This window comes from Bradyrhizobium sp. NBAIM01 (assembly GCF_020194115.1).
GTDB lineage: Bacteria > Pseudomonadota > Alphaproteobacteria > Rhizobiales > Xanthobacteraceae > Bradyrhizobium > Bradyrhizobium yuanmingense.
This window is the reverse complement of record NZ_JADYVU010000008.1, coordinates 273,913-291,947: the sequence shown is the minus strand read 5'-3', so window position 1 is coordinate 291,947 and position 18,035 is coordinate 273,913. Positions and strand designations below refer to the sequence as shown.

The following is an 18,035-nucleotide window of genomic DNA, read 5'->3' as shown; positions in this document are numbered from 1 at the left end:
CTAGCCGCCTCGATCGGCGTAAGGCTCGTTTGCGACATTGCCCTCGGCGGCCTTTCGCGCCGCCGCTGCAAGATGGGTCTTGAGCTGCGCCAGCGCGTCGGGGGACCAATCATGGACATCGGTGACGGCGACCCAGGCATCGACGTAATGTTCGGGCGCATAGACATGGCCAAAGCCCATCGGCGTATTGGTCGCGACCGCCATGTCGAGGGCGAGCTGCAGCATCGTCACGACTGGATACCATCGCAGCTCCGGTGACACATCCGGCCCGCGCGGCGCCGTCATCCAGTCAGGGGCCCGATAGGCGTCGTGATAGGCGAAGAAGGTGATCGCGTCGCTCGCATATTGCAGATAGACGACGCGCATCGGACCCCAGGGCGCATCTGCCGGCACCGACGGTCCATTCTGGTTCATGAAGCGCACGAAGCGGCCGTCGCGGAATTCCGGCAGCCAGGCCGGCGTGCCCGGATTGCGGTTTGCCGTGATCGAGCGCCAGATGCGACTTTCGAACGGCGCGCCGCTCAAAAGTGCGCCCGCAATCGGATCGCCGATCATCTCAAACAGCTCTGCGGATTTTTCCGAGTTCATCGCGCCGAGGCTCAGTCCGTGCAGGTACAGCTTCGGCCGCCGGTTCTTCGGCAGCGTCGTCCAGTAGCCGTAAATTTCCGAAAACAGGGCGCGCGCCGCTTCTGCACCGGATTCGGGCTGAAACAGCAGCGTCAGCGGACTGTTGAGATAGGAATACTGCATCGCGACACTGGCGACGTCGCCATGGTGGAGATATTCGACGGTGTCCATCGCGGCAGGGTCGATCCAGCCGGTTCCGGTCGGCGTAACGACGATGAGTGTGTCGCGTTCAAACCCGTGCTGCCGCTTGAGCTCGTCGAGCGCAAGCCTGGCGCGCGCTTGTGCCGTCTCGGCGCCGCCAAGGCCGACATAGACCCGCACGGGCTCCAGCGCGGGCCTTCCTGTAACGGCGCTGATCTCCGTTGCGGTCGGCCCCGAGGCAATAAATCTGCGCCCCATGCGTCCAAGCTGCGTCCACTTCACCAGCGAGGCGGCACTTCCCGTTCGTTCGGGCGCGGTCGGCTGCGGCCGCTCGGGCTCGAGCAAGGCGTCGACTTCGCGAAAGGACACATCGAGCGCGTTGAACGCCGTGCGGATCAGGACATTGCTGGCGATTGACCAAAACAACAGGCCCGCGGCGAGCACGCCGATGACGTTCGCGATCCTCCGCGGAATGACGCGCCTCGCACGCGCGGCGATGAGGCGCACGGCAAGCGCGAACAGCCGCGCCAGCACCAGCAGCACGACGAACGTCATCACGGCGATGGCGCAGACCTTGAGCGGATGGGCGGTCTCGACTGGCGCCATCTTCATCACTGTGCGGATCGAGTTCTGCCATCCGGCCGCCCGCCACAGAAAAACAATGACGACGAGCAGGCAGGCGGCCGCCACCAGCGCGTTTGCGGTCGATCTCAGGCGCGCCGGCGGCTCGGGCAATTCCAGATAGTGCCACAGCCAGCGCCAGACGTTGCCGGCGAGATAGCCGATCCCGAAGCAGGCGCCGGCGATGGCGCCCTGCGTGAGATAGCTCCGCGGGATCAGCGTCGGCGTCAGCGCGGCTGCGAAGAACAGGGCACCGAGCATGAGGCCGACGCCGGAGAACGACAGCAATTGCCGCCGAATGAGCCACGCCAGTTTGCCGAAAGCACCCACCGCGCGATTCAACCTCAGCTATTGCCTGACAGACCACTCTTGCGCGGCAGCACGATCGTGAATTCAGTAAACTTGCCCGGCTCGGTCGCGACGTCGATCGTGCCGCCGTGCTGCTTCACGACGATGTCGTGGGTCATCGACAGCCCGAGGCCGGTGCCTTCGCCGGCTGGCTTGGTGGTGAAGAACGGATTGAACATTTTCTCCTTCACATCGTCGGCAATGCCGGTGCCGTTGTCGCGGATCGTGATCTCGACGTCATCGCCGCGATCGCGCGTCGCGGCGGTCACAATCGGCTCGTAACCGGCGGCACCGTCGGCCTTGCGCCTGATGACCGCGTGGAAGCCGTTCGAGATCAGGTTCAGGAGCACGCGGGTGATTTCTTGCGGAAACACTTCGGCCTGTCCGGCCGCTGGATCGAGCGCGCGCTTCAGCGTCACGTGGAATCCGGGCTTCTCGGCGCGTGCGCCGTGATAGGCGAGATTCAGGCTCTCCTCGACCAATGCATTGATGTCGCTCAGCCCATGCTCGCCGCCGCCTTCGCGCGAATGCAGCAGCATGTTCTTGACGATGGAATCGGCGCGGCGGCCGTGCTGCACGATCTTGCCGAGGTTGTCCTGCAGAAGCCCCGTCAGCTCGTCGACCTCGCTGCGGACGTTCTCGGGGAGCGGGACCGGCGCGAGCACCCCGTTCAGCTCCTCGGTCAGCTCGGCAGACAGCGAGGCGAAATTGTTGACGAAGTTGAGCGGGTTCTTGATCTCGTGCGCGATGCCGGCCGTGAGCTGGCCCAGTGACGCCAGCTTCTCGGTCTGGATCAGGCGGTCCTGCGCGGCGCGGAGATCATCGAGCGATTTGGCGAGCTCGCTGGTGCGGTCCTGAACCTCGTTGAACAGGCGCGTGTTCTCGACCGCGATCACGGCCTGGTCGGCAAAGGTCTTGAGCAGGTTGATGGCTTTGTCCGGAAAATGACCGGGCTCCCGCCGCGTGACGGCGATGGTGCCGATCGCAAGGCCATCGCGCAGCATCGGCACCACGAGGATGCTGCGATAACCGCGTGTTCGCGCCAGCTCCTTCATGGCCTCGGTAAGATCAGGCTCGTTCTGCATGTCGCTGCGGAAGGCATACTCGCCGCTGCTCGCCACCCGGCTGTGAATGCCCGACGAGGACAGCGGCGTCGGAAACGAGCTCAGCAGATCCGCATTGCCGGCCTCATTGTCGGTCGTGAAGGCGGCCAGATGCAGCGTCCCGTCGACGACGCGGGTGACGGTGGAGGAGTGCGCCCCGATCAGCGCCTTGGCGCTGTCGGAAATGGCCTGGAACACCGGCGTGACATCGGACGGTGAAGCCGCGATCACCTTGAGAATGTCGGCAGTCGCAGTCTGACGTTCCAGTGCTTCCTTGGTCGCGTTGAACAGGCTGACATTCTTGATCGCGATCACGGCCTGGTCGGCGAAGGTCTGCAGCAGGCGCACATGATGCTCGGCGAAGTTGCCGGTCGCGCGGCGCGTCGCGATGATGATGCCGATGGCTTCGCCTTCGCTCATCAGCGGCGCGAACAGCATGCTGCGATAGCCGCGGGCCCGCGCGATGTCGCGCGCGGCCGGCTCGAGCTCGGTGTCGGGCAGTTGAGCGGCGGCACCATTGGCCACCAGCTGGTAGGGCGGAAATTGTGCGAACGGCACCGGAAAGGACGCTTGGAGCACGCGATCGCCGGCCGGATCGGTCGGCGTGAATGCCGCAAGGTGCGCGGCACCGTCGATATAGCGGAGCACCGCGGTGGAGAAGCCGCCGATCAGCCGGTTGGCGTTGGTGGCGATGGCCGCGAATACCGGCTGCACGTCGGACGGGGATGCCGCCATCACCTTCAGGATGTCGGCCGTCGCGGTCTGGCGCTCCAGCGCCTCCTTCGTCTCGTTGAACAGGCGCGCGTTCTCAATCGCGATCACGGCCTGGTCGGCGAAGGTCTGCAGCAGCTGGACGAGGTCGGGCGCGAATGATCCTGGCTCGGCGCGGGTGACGCTGATCATGCCGACCGGCGCGCCCCGGTTCATCAGCGGCATGAATAGCACACTGCGGAAGCCGCGCAGCCGCGCCAGCTCCCGGTTCAGTTCAGGGACGTCGGCCGCCTCGCTGTCGGGAAACTGGATCGTCTGGCCCTCCCGCACGAGGCCAAAAGTCGGGAAGTCCGCGATCTTGCGCGGGAACGACGCCTTGAGCCCCGCGTCCGCCTCCGGATTGGTCGGCGTGAACGCCACGAGGTGAAGCTCGTCGCCGATGAACTGAAGCACGGTGGCGGAGAAGCCGCCGAGCAGGCGCTTTGCGCTGGCGGCGACCGCCGTAAAGACCGGCCGCGCATCGGACGGCGAGGCCGCGATGGTACGCAGGATCTCGGCGCTGGCGCTCTGGCGATCCCGAGCCGTCGCAAGCTCGGCCCGCAGCTGCGCAATCTCGGCGGTGGCCGACCGCAATCGGCGCTCGAGTTCCTCGATTTCCTGCAAAACGGTCGTCATTCCCGGTCCAGCTTGATGCCGCGGCGTGCGCGGCACCGGGCCGGATTATCACAACTTCTGCGGCCGGAGCCAGCGGCTCGCAGCCGTGCCCGCACCGGCTCCGCTCACGTGCCGGGCCGCGACACCTCGGTCTCCTTGGCTGTGATGAACTCCAGCAGCACCGGCACGCCTTCCCTCGTCTTCGCGATGCCGCGCTTGATCGCGGGCACGATGTCCTCCGGCCGCGTCACCCGCTCTCCGTAGCCGCCGAAGGCGCGGGCCATCGCGGCGTAGTCGCCGGAAATGTCGGTCGAGCGATATTTTTCGGTCGAGATCGGCATCACCTTCAGCTCGATCGCCATCGAGAAATTGTTGAGCAGGATCGACATGATCGGGATGCGCTCGCGCACCGCGGTCTCGAAATCCATGCCGGTGAAGCCGATCGCAGCATCGCCCCAGACGTTGATGCAGAGCTTGTCGGGCTTTGCCAGCTTGGCGCCCATCGCAAGACCGAGGCCGTAACCAAGCTGCGTGGTTTTGCCCCAGCCGAGATAGGTGAGGGGCTCGACCGATCGCCAGAACGGCGAGAGCTGGTCGCGGGGGCTGCCGGCATCGTGGGTGATGATCGTATTCGCGATGTCCACGGTGCGCTGGAGATCCCACAGCACGCGATAGGGGCTCAAGGGCGCGTCATTGCTGGTCAGCTTCGGCATCCATTTCGCCAGCCATTCCTTGTGCGAGGCTGCGATCTCGGCCGCGACGGCGGATGCATCGCGATCCGCGGTGACGGTCTTGCCGATCTCCTCCAGCAGCGCGTCGAGCACGAGGCCGGCATCGCCGACCAGGCCGATCTTCGCTTCCACATCCTTGTTGAGATGATTGGGATCGAGCGTCGAATGAATGATGGTCTTGCCCTTCGGCATCGCAATGCCGAAATTGGTCTCGGTGAAGGAGCAGCCGATGCCGAAAATGACGTCGGCCTCGGCCAGAAATTTCGGCACCGCGCGCGGCACTGCAAGGCCGCCGGAGCCAAGCGACAGCGGATGCGTCTCCGGAAACGATGATTTGCCACCCAAGCTGGTGGTGACGGGGATCGCCAATCGCTCGGCGAGCCGTTTCAGCTGCGGCCAAGCCTGCGCGTAATGCACGCCCTGGCCGGCATAGATCACCGGCCGTTTTGCGTTCACCAGCAGGCTGGCGGCTTCCTTGACGTGAACGGGGTCGGCGCCGTAGCGGGTGCGCAACACCGGCGTATAGTTCAGCGGCTCCGACACCTCCTCGTTCCACATGTCCGAGGGGATCTCGACGATGACGGGCCCGCCGCGGCCGTTCTTCAGCTTGGTGAAGGCGCGGCGGAAGATGTTGACGACTTCGCTCGCGAGGATAATCGGCTCGGACGATTTCGCGAACGGCTTCATCGCCTCGCTGGAATTGAAGTTCGGCTCGATATGCGCCAGCCTGCGCTGATAGCCCATCGGCAGCACCAGCACGGGAACGGATTCGCCGAAGCACTGCGCCACGCCGCCCATCGCATTCTCCGCGCCCGGCCCGTGCTGCATGCAGAAGGCGCCGATGCTGCGCCCCGACGTCACCCGCGAGATGGCGTCCGCCATGTGGATGCCGACGCGCTCCTGCCGCACCATCACGGGGCGGATCTCGGCCTTGGCTGCGTGCTCGATGAGATGGTTGACCGGATAGCCGCAGAGGATCTCGATCCCCTCGCGCCTCATGATTTCCGCAATGGCGGTGCCGAGCTTCATGGCGTCTCTCTCCCTGGCAAGGCCGGTTGATCCGGCTTGTTGGCAAGAGAGGATCAGGAATTTCCGGGAGCGTAAAGCGCGGGCAGCGAGCGCGGCGGTAGGCCAGCTATGCGTCGCCAGCGTGTACCGGCTCCATCCTGCGATGGTCGCTGCAGCCGCTCGCGGTCGGCTGCAGCAGGCGCTGGGCCGCAAGCAGATCCGGTGTCCCGAACCCCTCGGTGAACTCGTGATAGATCGGCGAGAGCAGCCGGACAGCCTTGGATCTGCGGTCGGTGGCGATCCAATGTGCCGCGAGATCGGTCGCGATCCGCAATTGGAACGTCAGCGCGCCTATCCTGCGCGCTTCCGCGAGCGCTTGCTGAAACCGCTTTTCGGCGCGCAGCGGCTCGCCGGTGTGGAGAAGGATCGCGGCGTCAACTCTCTGGAGCTCCGGACGGCACCAGCGCTCGCCTTGGCGTTCCTGATGCTCGATCGCCCGCGTGATGGCTTCTTGCGCCTCCGCGATCCGCCCTTGCCTCAGATAGGCGCGGGCGAGGACCGCGAGATAGCTGCCGATCCGCATCAAGAACCGGCATTCTGTCAGTTCGTCGATCGCGGCTCGAATATCCTCCACCGCGCGTGGATCGCCCCGCAGGTCGCGAAGGCATGCGGAGAAATAGCGCTCGACCGGAACCCAGCGTGAGATGCGCTCGCGTTCAAGGTTGCGACGCAATCGCTCAGTGTAGCTCGCGAGCGCGTCAAGATTGCCGGTTTCGAGCGCAACGGGAAGGGCGGCGAGCCCAAATGCGTTCGACTGTGACACCCAATGGCCGCTGCGGTCCGCGGCATCGATGGCGTCCTTGGCGAGCCTCGCCGCGTAGTCCGCTTGCCCTTGCATCCACGCGACGAAGGGCAGATTGAAGCGGACGGTGATGAACCGATAGACTTCGTTCGCGTCCTTGCGCGAACGCCCTTCGGCCAGCGAGTAGGTCGCTGCAAGACGGTCGAGAACAGGGCGGCTCCTGCTCAATTCGCCGGCAAAAGCGCGAGCCCAGGCCAGCGCGCGATCGGCTTCGGACGTCGCCGTCAGATCGCGATCGCGGTCGGCGAGCTCAGTGGCCTCTTCAAGATAAGATATGGCGCGCTCGACCTGGCCGATCTGCAGCAGGTAGAAGCCGAACCCGACCAGCGCCCGCTGCTGATATTCGATGTTGCCGGCCCGCTTTGCAAAGAGGATGGCATCGAGCCAGGCAATCTCGTTCTCATTCGACATCTTGCGGGCGTAGAAGAGGCTCCACCCAAGGGCGCAGGCGAGTTTTGTCTTCGACAGATCGTCGCACGGGACGGTCTTGGCCAATGCGAGCGCGTCCGCATACCGCGCCTGCGCTTCCGACAGGATCGACGTCTCCGACCACAAGGTGATCGCCGCAACCGTGAGCCTGATCCCGAGTACGGCATCGCCGTGCTCGCCGAACGCCCATGAAAGAGCGGCGCGCAAGTCGGCGATGCGGCCAAGGTAACGCTGGGTCCAATCGGCCGGCTCGCGCCAGTTCCACTCCTCCTCGGACTGCTCGAACAGCGTGAGGACACGTTGCGCATGACGGCGCAGCGCCTGGTCGCAGGGAGGATCGGCCCGGCGCCGCTCGCCCGCGTAGCGGCATGTGCTGTCGAGCAGGCGATAGCGGAGGCTCGCGCCATGTGCCTGCGCGCTCAGGAGCGATTTGGCAACGAGACTGCCGAGGCCGGTGACGACGTCGACCGGCGTGAGCCCTGCCGCTTCGGCGACGAAGACCGCGTCCTCAACCTCGAACGCGTCGCTGAACACCGAGAGCAGGCCGAACAGTCTGGCTTCCCGCTGGGACAGCAGCCTGAAGCTCCAGTCGATCGTCGCCATCAGCGTTTCATGGCGCGGCGGCGCACCATCGGCGGCGGGGGCACGAAAACCCAGATTCTGGTCGAGCAACTCCACCAATTGGCGAGGATTGAACCTGCCGATCTGGGCTGCCGCCAATTCGATCGCCAGCGGGAGGCCGTCGAGCGAGTGGCAGATTGCGGCGACGGCCTCGCAATCATGGTCGACGAATTGGTAGTCCGCCCATTCAGCGGCGCGGCTGACGAACAATTGCACTGCCGGAAACCTGACGGCTTGATCAGCAGTCAGGGCGTGACCGGGTTTGGGTGAGGCCAGGGAGCCGAGCCGGACGACATGCTCGGTCGCGGTGCCGAGCGGTTCGCGGCTCGTCGCAAGCAGCCTGCACGGCGATGTGTCCGCCATGAACCTGCCGGCGAAGATCGTTGCGGCCGGCAGGACGTGCTCGCAATTGTCCAGAATGACCAGCATCTGCCGTTGTCTCAGATAGTCGATGGCCGCAGCCAGGCTGTTGTCCGGATTACCCCTGATGCCGAGGGCCGTCACCAGTGCGGCGCCGAACAGCGTCGGGTCGGAGATCGTTGCGAGATCGACGAAGCACACGCCGTGGCGGCACTGTGGCGCAAATGCCTGGGCGACGGCCAAGGCAACCGTCGTCTTGCCGATTCCTCCCGCGCCAGCCAGAGTCACGTGCCTGTTGCCGGTCAACAGGCCCGTGATCTCGTCGATTTCCGCTTCACGACCAACGATGCCGCGCAGCAATGGCGGACCGGACGAGGGGAGCGGTTCGGCGAGCGCAAGATCGTCGTCGACCTCGCCGATGCTGATCTGCACCTGCGCGATGAACTTGTATCCACGGCGCGCCACGGTCGCGATGTAGAGGGGCTCGATCTGGGTGTCTCCCAGCGAACGCCGCAAGCTCCACATGTTGACCTTGAGATTGCTGTCGTGGAGGAAGGTGCCGGGCCAGGCGGCCGCCATCAGGTCGTTCTTGCTGACCAGCTCGCCGCAGCGCTGCACCAGCAGCTGCAAAAGCTCGAATGCGCGTCCGCCCAGCTTGACGGGGCGCCCTTTGAGAAGGAGCAACTGGCGGCTGGGTATCAGTCGAAAGGAGCCGAAGCTGTAGGTTAGCTCCCGGCGGCCTGTGCCCCGTTGTCGTGTCTCCGTGGCAGCCCGCATTGATCATTGCCAATCGATCGAATAGATCGACTGGTATTATCATGCACTGCAATATTTTTGAAGGGAACCCTTCCGGGTCGTACGATTTGCCGCAGGACAATTGACACACGCGCGCCGGACGGCTCGGCTATTTTTTGGGCTTGCCAAGAACGGCCATGCGCATGACTTCGACGCCGCCGTCGGCAAGTTCCGGAAGCTTGGCGAACCAATCCTTCACATAAGGCATCGCGTTGTGTGCGTCGAAATCGGCCTGGCTGGCGAACACTTCGTAGAAGATGAAGTGGCCCGGCTTGGCGCGGTCTTCCTGAAGGAAATAGATCAGGTTCTTGGGATCGCCGCGGACCAAGTCGATCAGCGGCAAGGTGGCGGCACGCAGCATGTCTTCCTTTCCAGGCTTGGCGCGCACCTGGGCCACCACGGAATATGCCCCCTCCGGGATCTCCCCATAGTGCATGCGCGGCGCCTCCTGAGCCATGGCCGGAAGCGTCGCCGGCGCCACGGAGGCGATCAGCAGGGCGGCAAGCGAGTTGCGGACGAGAGTTTGCATGGTGAAGTCCTCGACATGTGATTGGATCGCAGAGTGACCAGCCAGGACACCTGACAGCCGCCCCGCACGAGAATCTAGCGCAGGATCTTCTGTTGCCGTTTTGCCAAGGCCTCGCTGAAGCGCTTCTTGACCGGACCGAGCGCCTTGACGAATTCGAGCTGCTCGCCTTCGGGTCCTTTGCAATAGATCAACTCCCAGCCGTTCGAGGGTTCGGCGGTCACCCGGTTCGTGTTGGTGCTGCGGGGCGCGGCCTTCCGATCCGCTTCCGTCATGACGCGGATGGTGCGGTTCGCCCTCACCTGCGTCATGCCGCGGCGCGCCGATTCCGCTTCGAGATCCGCAATGAACTTGTTGAAGTCGACATCGTCGCGAACATAGAAACAGATGTGCATCATGCGCGGAAAGGCCGGGCTCATGTGCTCCAGCGGTTCGGCGAAACTCTTGGCGCTGCCCATGGGCTGATCAGCCTCGCGATATTGCAGCAGCTCCAGCACCATGTTGTCGAACTGGATGAACCGGACATCGAGCCGCTGTGCCCCGCTTCGCAAGTCGGGCACGCCAATTGTTCGCGGATTGATCCCGCGTGCGTTCGCCTCGATCTCCTGGTCGGCCAGCAGCGTATTCTGCACCCCGTCCCCCTGGAAGTCGCCGTGCCGGAACACCTCGGTGCCGCCAAGCACCTCCGTGTAGAACTGGTACGCCCGCTCCATGTTCTGGACCGTCAGCCCGAAATGCTGGACGCCCTGGAGCCGCGCGCCGAGCGGTGCCTCGTCGCGCTCCGCATCCTGTGTCGCGGCCCGTGCGTCGATTGCCGTGCCGGCTATGATGCCGGTGACGACGGCGGCGCCGGCGGTTTGAAGCAGGGCGCGGCGACCCATCTCGGTGGTGTTGTCGGTTTCATCTGTCATGTTGCTCTCCTTGGTCGTTCGGTGGATTGGTTAATCAGCGGCGGGAAGCGGAGCTGCGGGGCTGACCAGCCCCTCGGAGCGCAGCTCGCGCCAGAACTCCGCCGGGATGGCTTCCTCGAGCGCCGCGCGATCCTCGGCGATGCGGCTTGGGCGGCTCGCACCGGGAATGACGGCGGCAACCACGGGATTGGCGAGCGCGAACTGCAGGCCGGCCGCCTTCATGCTGATCCGATAGCGGTCTGCGATCGCCTTGATCCGCGCCACCTTCTTGAGGATTTCGGGAGGCGCCGGCGCATATTCGAAGTTCGGGCCGCCGACGAGCGCGCCGGAACTGTAGGGGCCGCCGACCACGATCGCGAGCTCGTGCTCGGCGGCCATCGGCATCACCCGCTGCAGCGCCCTTGCATGGTCGAGCAGCGTGTATCGGCCCGCGAGCAGGAAGCCGTCGGGGCGCGGCTCTTCGAGCGCGAGCAGCAGCTCGATCGGCTCGACCCGGTTGACACCTAGTCCCCACGCCTTGACCACGCCTTCGTCGCGCAGCCGGTCGAGCGCCCTGAAGGCGCCCTTGCGGGCGCTTTCGAACACCGAGAGCCACTCGTCGCCGTAGAAATCCTGCGCAACGTCGTGCACGAAAGCGACGTCGATGTGGGAAGTCGCGAGCCGCTTCAGGCTGTCCTCGATCGAGCGCAACGTTCCGTCCCGGGAATAATCGTTCACGATCCGGTTCGGGCGGCCGTACCTGAATACGCCGCCCTTCTCGCCGAGGTCGCGGGCATCGACGTCCTCGATCTCGTCCAGGATCAGGCGGCCCACCTTGGTGCTGAGCACGTAGTCGCTCCGCGGCCGGCCGGCGAGTGCGGCGCCGATGCGGATCTCCGCAAGCCCCGCGCCGTAGAACGGCGCGGTGTCGAAATAGCGAATGCCGTCGTCCCAGGCTGCGTTCACCGTCGCGAGCGCTTCCCGCTCCGGGATGTCGCGGAACATGTTGCCGAGCGGCGCCGCGCCGAACCCTAGTCGTCCCGGCAGAATATCCTTGAGGGACATGTTGCTAGTCCTTGTCTGCGAGGGCCAAGTCCGTCGGTGTGCGGCGCAGCCGATCTCAGTCGGTCGCTGACGTGTCTGCGCTTCTGATGAACGCCGCGACCTCGCGCGGATGCGACAGCATGACGGCGTGGCTGCTCTTCATCTCCGTCACCTTCGCGCCGGAACGCTTGGCCATGGTGCGCTGTGCCGTCGGCGGGATCATGCGATCCTCGCTCGTCACCATGTAATAGGTCGGCTTCGTCTTCCACGCCACGCGATCGACCTTGGTCTGCACCGCCTGCAATCCCCAGGGCAGCTGCGCGGCGCCCATGAAGCGGGTCGTGGCCGGGTCGACATCGGCCGCGAAAGAGGTGGGGAATTTTGCGCGGTCGACGAGCAGATAATTGCCCTCGGTGACCAGCGGAGCTTTGTGCTCGCCGGCGGGCACCGGGGCTTCCGCCAGCGTGCTGACGGACTCTCCGGCGTCAGGAGCAAAGGCAGCGAGATAGACCAGGCTGCGAACCTTGGGATTGTCGCCGGCTTCCGTGATGACCATCCCACCATAGGAATGCCCGACCAGAATGACGGGATGCCGCGCCTTGGCGATCACGCGCTCGGTCTCGGCGACATCGTCGCGAAGCGTGATCGTCGGCTGCTGAACGACGAGCACCTCGTAGCCCGCGTCCGAGAGGATGCCGTAGGTGTCCTTCCAGCCCGAGCCATCGACGAAGGCGCCGTGCACGAGAACAATCGAAACATTCCTGTCGGCGGCGGCCGCGGGGGCGGCGGTTGCGATCGACAACGCGGCAAGCGCGGAGGTAAGCGGCTTCATGTCAGGCTCCTGTCCTCTATACGGCGACATTGTCGTTGGTGCGCCTTCACTAGCGCGCGCCCGTATTGCGATATTTCCGATTCCTGCGCGATGACGCACGCATCTTGCTAAGGTGCGACGAGGTCAGACTTTCGAGGCCGAACACGCCTGGCACCAAGCCTTTGCCTTGGCTGTCTTTTACCTCTTTTAACCGCGCAACCTCTGGACTTCGCCGTCACCGCTTGTGAGTAATTCGCGATCGGCGTGGCAGTGACCGGGCTGCAACTCACCACCGGATGGAATGATCGCTCGCGCGATACGGGGCCGGGAATCGCCGCAACGAAGCGGAGGTCGTGATGGCGCTCGTGACGCATGGAGATCAGAAGTACAAGAACAGCGAGAAGCTCGCGGAGGCCAATGATTGGCCCGGGCTGAGCATCGAGCATCGCAAATTCGAGGCGGGCCGTCAGGCAACGCCCGTTCCCATCTGCACCGAGCTCGTCATGCTGCTGTCGGGCGGGGGGATGGTGTGCCGCGCCGGCAACGGCGAAGTCCAGAAAAGCCTCGCGCGTCCAGGCATGAGTTATCTCGTGCCGGTGGGGACGCAGGAGAGCCATCTCGAGCTCTCCGACCGCATGGAATGTCTTCATCTCTACCTGCCGCCGGCGCTGCTGGACCACAGCGCACTTGCGGATTTCGGCATCGATCCGGCCAAGGTCGAGATCGCCTACGCTCACGGTCTGGCGGACCAGGTGCTCTTCCATATCTGCTCGCCGCTTCGGGATCTGCTCCATCGCCCGCACCAGCCGACCGACGCGCTGTTCGTGGAGGGGATCCAGGTTGCGCTCGCGGCGCATCTTCTGGGCAATTACACGATCGACCGCTGGCGCGCGCCCGACAGGTCGCCGGCGCTCGATCCGCGGCGCCTCCAGCGCGTGCTGGACTATATCGAGGCGTCTCTCGGCAGCGACATCAGGCTCGAGGATCTGGCGGCCCAGGCCTGCCTCAGCCCCTATCATTTTTCCCGGCTGTTTCGCGAGGCGACCGGACTGTCACCGCACCGTTACGTCACCGATCGCCGCGTCCACGCCGCGCGACAGGAGCTCGCGCGCGACCACCTGTCGCTGGTCGAGATTGCCCTGGAGTTCGGCTTCGGCTCGCAGGCCAATTTCACGCGCGTATTCCGCAAGGCCGCAAATCTCACGCCGGGGCAGTTTCGCGAATTGTGCTGCGGCCAGGCCGAGGTGAAGAGCGATCGTTCGGATACGGCACTCCGCAGGGATTGCGCATGATTCCGCAGGAATCGGGAATACGGCTCAGCGTCTATCAGGCAGTGCTGTTGTGCGGACCATATCCGCTAGGAGACATATCGATATGATCGAGCTCACGGTGAACGGGATCAAGCGCCAGGTGGACGTCCTTCCCGAGATGCCGCTGTTGTGGGTGCTGCGCGACGAACTCGGCATCACGAGCGCCAAATACGGTTGCGGCGTCGCGCAATGCGGCGCTTGCACCGTTCACATCGACGGCCTGGCCGTGCGGTCCTGCCAGTCGCATATCGGCGAGGTCGCGGGCAAATCGGTCGTGACGCTCGAAGGCCTGGACAACAGGGATCAGCACCCGGTCTTGCAGGCCTGGATCGAGCATCAGGTGCCGCAATGCGGCTACTGCCAGACCGGACAGATCATGCAGGCGATCTCGCTTCTTGGCTTGATCCCGAGGCCCACCGACGAGCAGATCGATCAGGTGATGTCCGGCAATCTCTGCCGCTGCGGCACCTATCCGCGCATCCGTGCTGCGATCCACGCGGCTGCGGCGGCGAACAAGACGGCGGAGAAGTGAGATGGGCCATATGCAGACCCTTTCCCGTCGGGCTTTCGTTTTCGGCTCCGCCGCCGTCGCCGGTGGCATCGCCTTCGGTGCCTATGGTTGTGCCGAAGCGGCCGCGCCGAGCGCCGACGGCAATCCGCTGGCCGCCGGCCTCGGCGCGAATTCGGTGACCTTCAACCCCTGGGTCGAGATCAGCCCGGACAAGATCACGCTGATCGCGCAACATGCCGACATCGGCCAGGGCGTCGGATCGGTGCAGCCGATCATGATCGCCGAAGAAATGGATCTCGACCCCGGCCAGTTCGAGATCCGGTTCGCCGGCCCGAGCCCCGCTTACTTCAACACAGGCTTCGCCGACGAGTTCGCGCCGTTCGTGGCTGCGGACCAGAGTCCTGCCGCAGAGGAAGCGCGCGCCGCCACGCTCGAATGGCTGCGCAAGTCCGGCCTGCAGATGACGGGTGGATCGAGCACGATCCCGGACACCTACCAGAAGCTGCGTGTTGCCGGCGCGGTCGCACGCGAGACGCTCAAGGCCGCCGCGGCCAAGCGTTCGGGCGTCGCGGTGGCCGACCTGCGCACGCAATCGGGCCATGTGATCCTGCCGAACGGAAGCAGGATCGCCTATGTCGCGCTCGCGGCCGAGGCGTCCAGAATTCCGCCGGTGCTCGATGCGCAGCCGCGCGACCCCTCCAAATGGCGCATGCTCGGCAAGCCGATGATGCGGCTCGACGTCCGCTCGAAAGTGATGGGCGAGCTGAAGTTCGGCATCGATATGAAGATGGACGGCATGCTCTACGCGTCCGTCAAGCTGAACCCGAACAAGGGGCAACCGTTGAAATCGTACGACGCCCGCAAGGCGCAGACGATGCCGGGCGTCAAGAAGGTCCTTGAGATCAAGAACGGCGTCGCGGTGATCGCGACGAACAGCTGGTACGCGATGAAGGCTGTCGAAACCATCGCCTGCGAGTGGGCGCCCTCGGCCTATCCCGCCGAGCAGGCCGACCATTGGAAAGTTCTGGAATCCTCGTTCAAGCCCGAGTTCTTGGGCAAGGAGTGGAAGAAGATCGGCGACATCGACGCCGGCCTGAAGACGGGCAGGCTCGTAGAAGCCGAGTATCGCGCGCCCTATCTGGCCCATCAACCGCTGGAGCCGCTGAACGGCATCGGTCTCGTCACCGACAAGGGCATGGAGATCTGGGTCGGCCATCAGAGCCCCCGCTTCGTGCAATGGGTCGCGGCGACCGCAATCGGCCTCAAGCCGGAGCAGGTCACGTTTCACAACCAATGGACCGGCGGAAGTTTCGGCCATCGTCTGGAATACGAGAACGTTCGCGTGCTCGCCGAGATCGCCAATCAGATAAAGGGCACGCCGATCAAGCTCGTGTTCTCGCGCGAGGAAGATTTCCTCCAGGACATTCCGCGGCAGATTGCGATCGCACGGCACCGCGGCAGCGTCGACAAAAGCAAGATCGTCGCCGCCGATCTGCAACTGGCTTCGACCACGCCGCTCAAGGGACTGCTCGAGCGTTCGGGCACGCCGTCGAAAGATCCCGACGGGCAATTGGCCGCCGGCCTGTGGAACGTCTATTACGACATCCCCAATTTCCGGGCCACCAGCTACGAGGCGCAAGGATTGTCGCCAAGTACCACATGGCGTTCGGTCGGCGCCTCGACATCCGGCTTCTTCACCGAGAGCTTCATCGACGAATTGATTCATGCGGCCGGTCTCGATCCGATGAAGGCGCGCATCGCGATGTGCACCGTGCCGCATTATCGGAAAGTGCTGGAGACCGTCGCGGAGATGTCGGACTGGAAGGGACCGCTCGGCAACGGCCGTGGCCGCGGCGTCGCCTTCGTGGAGTCCTTCGGAACGCCGGTCGCTGAAGTCGTCGAGGTGACGGCGACGGAGCGCGGCATCCGGATCGACAAGGTCTGGGTCGCGGCCGACGTCGGCAAGGTCGTCGATCCCGTCAATTTCGAGAACCAGGTCCAGGGCGGCGTGGTCTGGGGGCTTGGCCACGCCATGAACTGCGAGCTCACCTACTCAAAAGGCGCAGCGCAGCAGACCAATTACAATCACCATGAGGCGATGCGGATCTACCAATGCCCGGTCATCGAAGTGCGCGGGCTGGAGAACGATCCGAAGGTGAGGGGGGTCGGCGAGCCACCGGTGCCACCCGCCGCGCCTGCGCTCGCCAATGCAATCTTCGCGGCGACCGGGAAGCGCATCCGCGAAATGCCCTTCAACAAGTTCATCGATTTCGTGTGAGACGAGCCATGCAGAGATGTCTGATCGCGTTAGTCTTGGCAGCCTCAGCCGTCGCGGCCCTTACCGGGATCGTCGCGGCCAAGGATGAGGCCGCCAAGGACGTGCTGCCGCCCGGCAGCGTCAGTCGCGCCGAGGGGCTGGAGGCGTGGAAGCGGATCGAGGCCGTCGTAACACATCCACGTTGTGCCAACTGCCATGTCGATGCCAAGGCCATCCCGATCTGGACGCCGGCCGGCGAAACCAAGCCACGCCCGCATGGCATGAACATTCACGGCGGCGAGAGCCGCATCGGCGCGGAAGCGATCCCGTGCTCGACCTGCCACATGACCTCCACCCAGGCGAACGAGCCGTCGCCGTCGCCGCCGCGCGCCGGCATCGACTGGCAGCTCGCCCCGGTGGCTTTCATCTGGTTCGGCAAGAGCGGCGCCGAGATCTGTGCCCAGATGAAAGATCCCAAGCGCAACGGCGGTCGCGACGCCGCTGGTCTCGTCGGGCATTTGCGGCACGATGCCTCGCTGAGCGGCTTCATCCCGCGCGGCTGGGCGCCCGGAGCCGGCCGCTCAACGCCGCCCGGCACCTTCGAGGATCACGTCAAGGACATGGCGATGTGGGGCGCGGCCGGACAGCCGTGTCCGAACTGATCACTCTCTCAACGAGAATATTTTCGGCCAGTCGTGGTGTTCTGGCCGCTTGAACGTACAGCGCTATCGAACGGAGAAAACCATGACCCAACATGTCCTCTTCATCGTTACCAATGCAGCCGTGATCGGTCCGCATAGTCGCAAGACCGGCTTCTTCTTCGCCGAGGTCGCTCACCCTTTCGAGGTGCTCGACAAGGCTGGCGTCGCGGTGGAGTTCGCGTCGCCGGCCGGGGGGTGGACGCCTTACGATGCATATGACGAGAAAGATCCTGCTCAGAAGGATTTCCTCGCCAGCAAAGCCTTTCGCCGCCTGAATCACAGCCGTAAATTATCCGAGGTGGATGCCGCCGACTACGACGCCATCCTGATACCCGGCGGTCTTGGTCCCATGGTGGACATCCAGCGCAATGCGGCGGTCCAAAGTGCCGTTGTGCGAGCCTGGAGCACCGGCAAGCTCGTCGCCGCTGTCTGTCACGGGCCGTGCGCGCTGCTTGGCGTCGACCTCGGCGATGGCGTCCCGTTCGTGCGCGGCAAGAAGCTGACATCCTTTTCGGAGAAGGAAGAGTACGACTATGCGCGCGATGACGTACCTTACGAGCTCGAGGATGCGTTGAGGGCAGAGGGTGCCGAGTACTCGTCCGCGGCCAATTGGCAACCTCACGTCGTCGTCGATGGCCGGCTCATCACGGGCCAGAACCCCGCCTCTGCCGGAGCGCTCGGAAAAGAGTTGCTGGCCGCCCTCAAGGATAGGAGCAGCGGCGCGAAAACCTGAAGATTCGCAAGGACGAATTCGAGCGGGATGGGCGCGGCATCTGAAGCTGTGCTTACATCCCTCTTTGCAGCAGGGCTATCGCATTTGGGAGTTTCCCCGGCGGCCATCCTTCGAGACGCCCGCTATGGGCGGGCTCCTCAGGATGAGGGCGGAGTGCGCGGCAGCCATTTCAACGAGCACTGATGCTGACTAGCCTCATCCTGAGGAGGCGCGTCAGCGCCGTCTCGAAGGACGAGGCGTG

The 18,035-nt window shown here is 64.7% G+C and carries 13 protein-coding genes; 5 read left to right on the top strand and 8 right to left on the bottom strand.

Annotated features, from left to right (window positions below; all coding sequences use genetic code 11):
- The 8 genes from I6F31_RS25435 to I6F31_RS25400 all read right to left on the bottom strand — a co-directional run bounded on the left by I6F31_RS25435 (window position 1) and on the right by I6F31_RS25400 (window position 12,303).
- Window positions 1–1,650 (bottom strand): alpha/beta-hydrolase family protein, encoded by a 1,650-nt coding sequence (locus I6F31_RS25435; protein WP_051056893.1) that lies wholly within the window; start codon window positions 1,648–1,650, stop codon window positions 1–3.
- Between the two features lie 83 nt (window positions 1,651–1,733).
- Entirely contained in the window at window positions 1,734–4,226 is a 2,493-nt protein-coding gene (locus tag I6F31_RS25430) for a GAF domain-containing protein (RefSeq protein ID WP_225186298.1), read from the bottom strand.
- A gap of 104 nt (window positions 4,227–4,330) precedes the next feature.
- A complete protein-coding gene (locus tag I6F31_RS25425) occupies window positions 4,331–6,019 on the bottom strand; it encodes a thiamine pyrophosphate-requiring protein (protein WP_225186315.1) in 1,689 nt (562 codons plus the stop codon).
- A 52-nt stretch (window positions 6,020–6,071) separates the two neighbouring features.
- Window positions 6,072–8,900: a winged helix-turn-helix domain-containing protein gene (locus I6F31_RS25420; RefSeq protein ID WP_225186297.1), complete on the bottom strand. Its 2,829-nt coding sequence runs from the start codon at window positions 8,898–8,900 to the stop codon at window positions 6,072–6,074.
- Window positions 8,901–9,120: 220 nt separating this feature from the next.
- Window positions 9,121–9,540: a putative quinol monooxygenase gene (locus I6F31_RS25415; RefSeq protein ID WP_036023255.1), complete on the bottom strand. Its 420-nt coding sequence runs from the start codon at window positions 9,538–9,540 to the stop codon at window positions 9,121–9,123.
- A 74-nt stretch (window positions 9,541–9,614) separates the two neighbouring features.
- On the bottom strand, window positions 9,615–10,448 hold the full coding sequence (locus I6F31_RS25410) for a VOC family protein (RefSeq protein ID WP_036005827.1): 834 nt from the start codon (window positions 10,446–10,448) through the stop codon (window positions 9,615–9,617).
- Between the two features lie 30 nt (window positions 10,449–10,478).
- Window positions 10,479–11,492, bottom strand: coding sequence for an aldo/keto reductase (locus I6F31_RS25405; protein ID WP_109144365.1), 1,014 nt, complete (start codon window positions 11,490–11,492; stop codon window positions 10,479–10,481).
- Between the two features lie 55 nt (window positions 11,493–11,547).
- Window positions 11,548–12,303, bottom strand: a complete 756-nt coding sequence (locus I6F31_RS25400) for an alpha/beta hydrolase (RefSeq protein WP_225145993.1) — start codon at window positions 12,301–12,303, stop codon at window positions 11,548–11,550.
- A 335-nt stretch (window positions 12,304–12,638) separates the two neighbouring features.
- Between I6F31_RS25400 and I6F31_RS25395 the strand changes: the two genes are divergently transcribed.
- The 5 genes from I6F31_RS25395 (at window position 12,639) to I6F31_RS25375 (ending at window position 17,794) form a co-directional block, all read left to right on the top strand.
- Entirely contained in the window at window positions 12,639–13,574 is a 936-nt protein-coding gene (locus I6F31_RS25395) for an AraC family transcriptional regulator (protein WP_036042991.1), read from the top strand.
- An 82-nt stretch (window positions 13,575–13,656) separates the two neighbouring features.
- Window positions 13,657–14,124 carry a (2Fe-2S)-binding protein gene (locus I6F31_RS25390; RefSeq protein ID WP_225145992.1) on the top strand — a complete coding sequence of 156 codons (468 nt, stop codon included), beginning with the start codon at window positions 13,657–13,659 and terminating at the stop codon, window positions 14,122–14,124.
- 1 nt (window position 14,125) lies between these two features.
- Entirely contained in the window at window positions 14,126–16,381 is a 2,256-nt protein-coding gene (locus tag I6F31_RS25385; protein WP_036042993.1) for a molybdopterin cofactor-binding domain-containing protein, read from the top strand.
- 35 nt (window positions 16,382–16,416) lie between these two features.
- The gene (locus tag I6F31_RS25380) at window positions 16,417–17,022 is read left to right on the top strand and encodes a hypothetical protein (RefSeq protein WP_225145990.1); all 606 of its coding nucleotides are present in this window, start codon (window positions 16,417–16,419) and stop codon (window positions 17,020–17,022) included.
- Window positions 17,023–17,104: 82 nt separating this feature from the next.
- On the top strand, window positions 17,105–17,794 hold the full coding sequence (locus tag I6F31_RS25375; protein ID WP_225186296.1) for a type 1 glutamine amidotransferase domain-containing protein: 690 nt from the start codon (window positions 17,105–17,107) through the stop codon (window positions 17,792–17,794).
- Window positions 17,795–18,035 lie beyond the last annotated feature (241 nt).

What these genes read in the sequence shown, in the direction of transcription:
- I6F31_RS25435 (WP_051056893.1), bottom strand. Translation starts at nt 1,650, where the DNA reads ATGCTCGGTGCCCTGTTCTTCGCAGCCGCGCTGACGCCGACGCTGATC.
- I6F31_RS25430 (WP_225186298.1), bottom strand. Translation starts at nt 4,226, where the DNA reads ATGACGACCGTTTTGCAGGAAATCGAGGAACTCGAGCGCCGATTGCGG.
- I6F31_RS25415 (WP_036023255.1), bottom strand. Translation starts at nt 9,540, where the DNA reads ATGCAAACTCTCGTCCGCAACTCGCTTGCCGCCCTGCTGATCGCCTCC.
- I6F31_RS25410 (WP_036005827.1), bottom strand. Translation starts at nt 10,448, where the DNA reads ATGACAGATGAAACCGACAACACCACCGAGATGGGTCGCCGCGCCCTG.
- I6F31_RS25405 (WP_109144365.1), bottom strand. Translation starts at nt 11,492, where the DNA reads ATGTCCCTCAAGGATATTCTGCCGGGACGACTAGGGTTCGGCGCGGCG.
- I6F31_RS25400 (WP_225145993.1), bottom strand. Translation starts at nt 12,303, where the DNA reads ATGAAGCCGCTTACCTCCGCGCTTGCCGCGTTGTCGATCGCAACCGCC.
- I6F31_RS25395 (WP_036042991.1), top strand. Translation starts at nt 12,639, where the DNA reads ATGGCGCTCGTGACGCATGGAGATCAGAAGTACAAGAACAGCGAGAAG.
- I6F31_RS25390 (WP_225145992.1), top strand. Translation starts at nt 13,657, where the DNA reads ATGATCGAGCTCACGGTGAACGGGATCAAGCGCCAGGTGGACGTCCTT.
- I6F31_RS25385 (WP_036042993.1), top strand. Translation starts at nt 14,126, where the DNA reads ATGGGCCATATGCAGACCCTTTCCCGTCGGGCTTTCGTTTTCGGCTCC.
- I6F31_RS25375 (WP_225186296.1), top strand. Translation starts at nt 17,105, where the DNA reads ATGACCCAACATGTCCTCTTCATCGTTACCAATGCAGCCGTGATCGGT.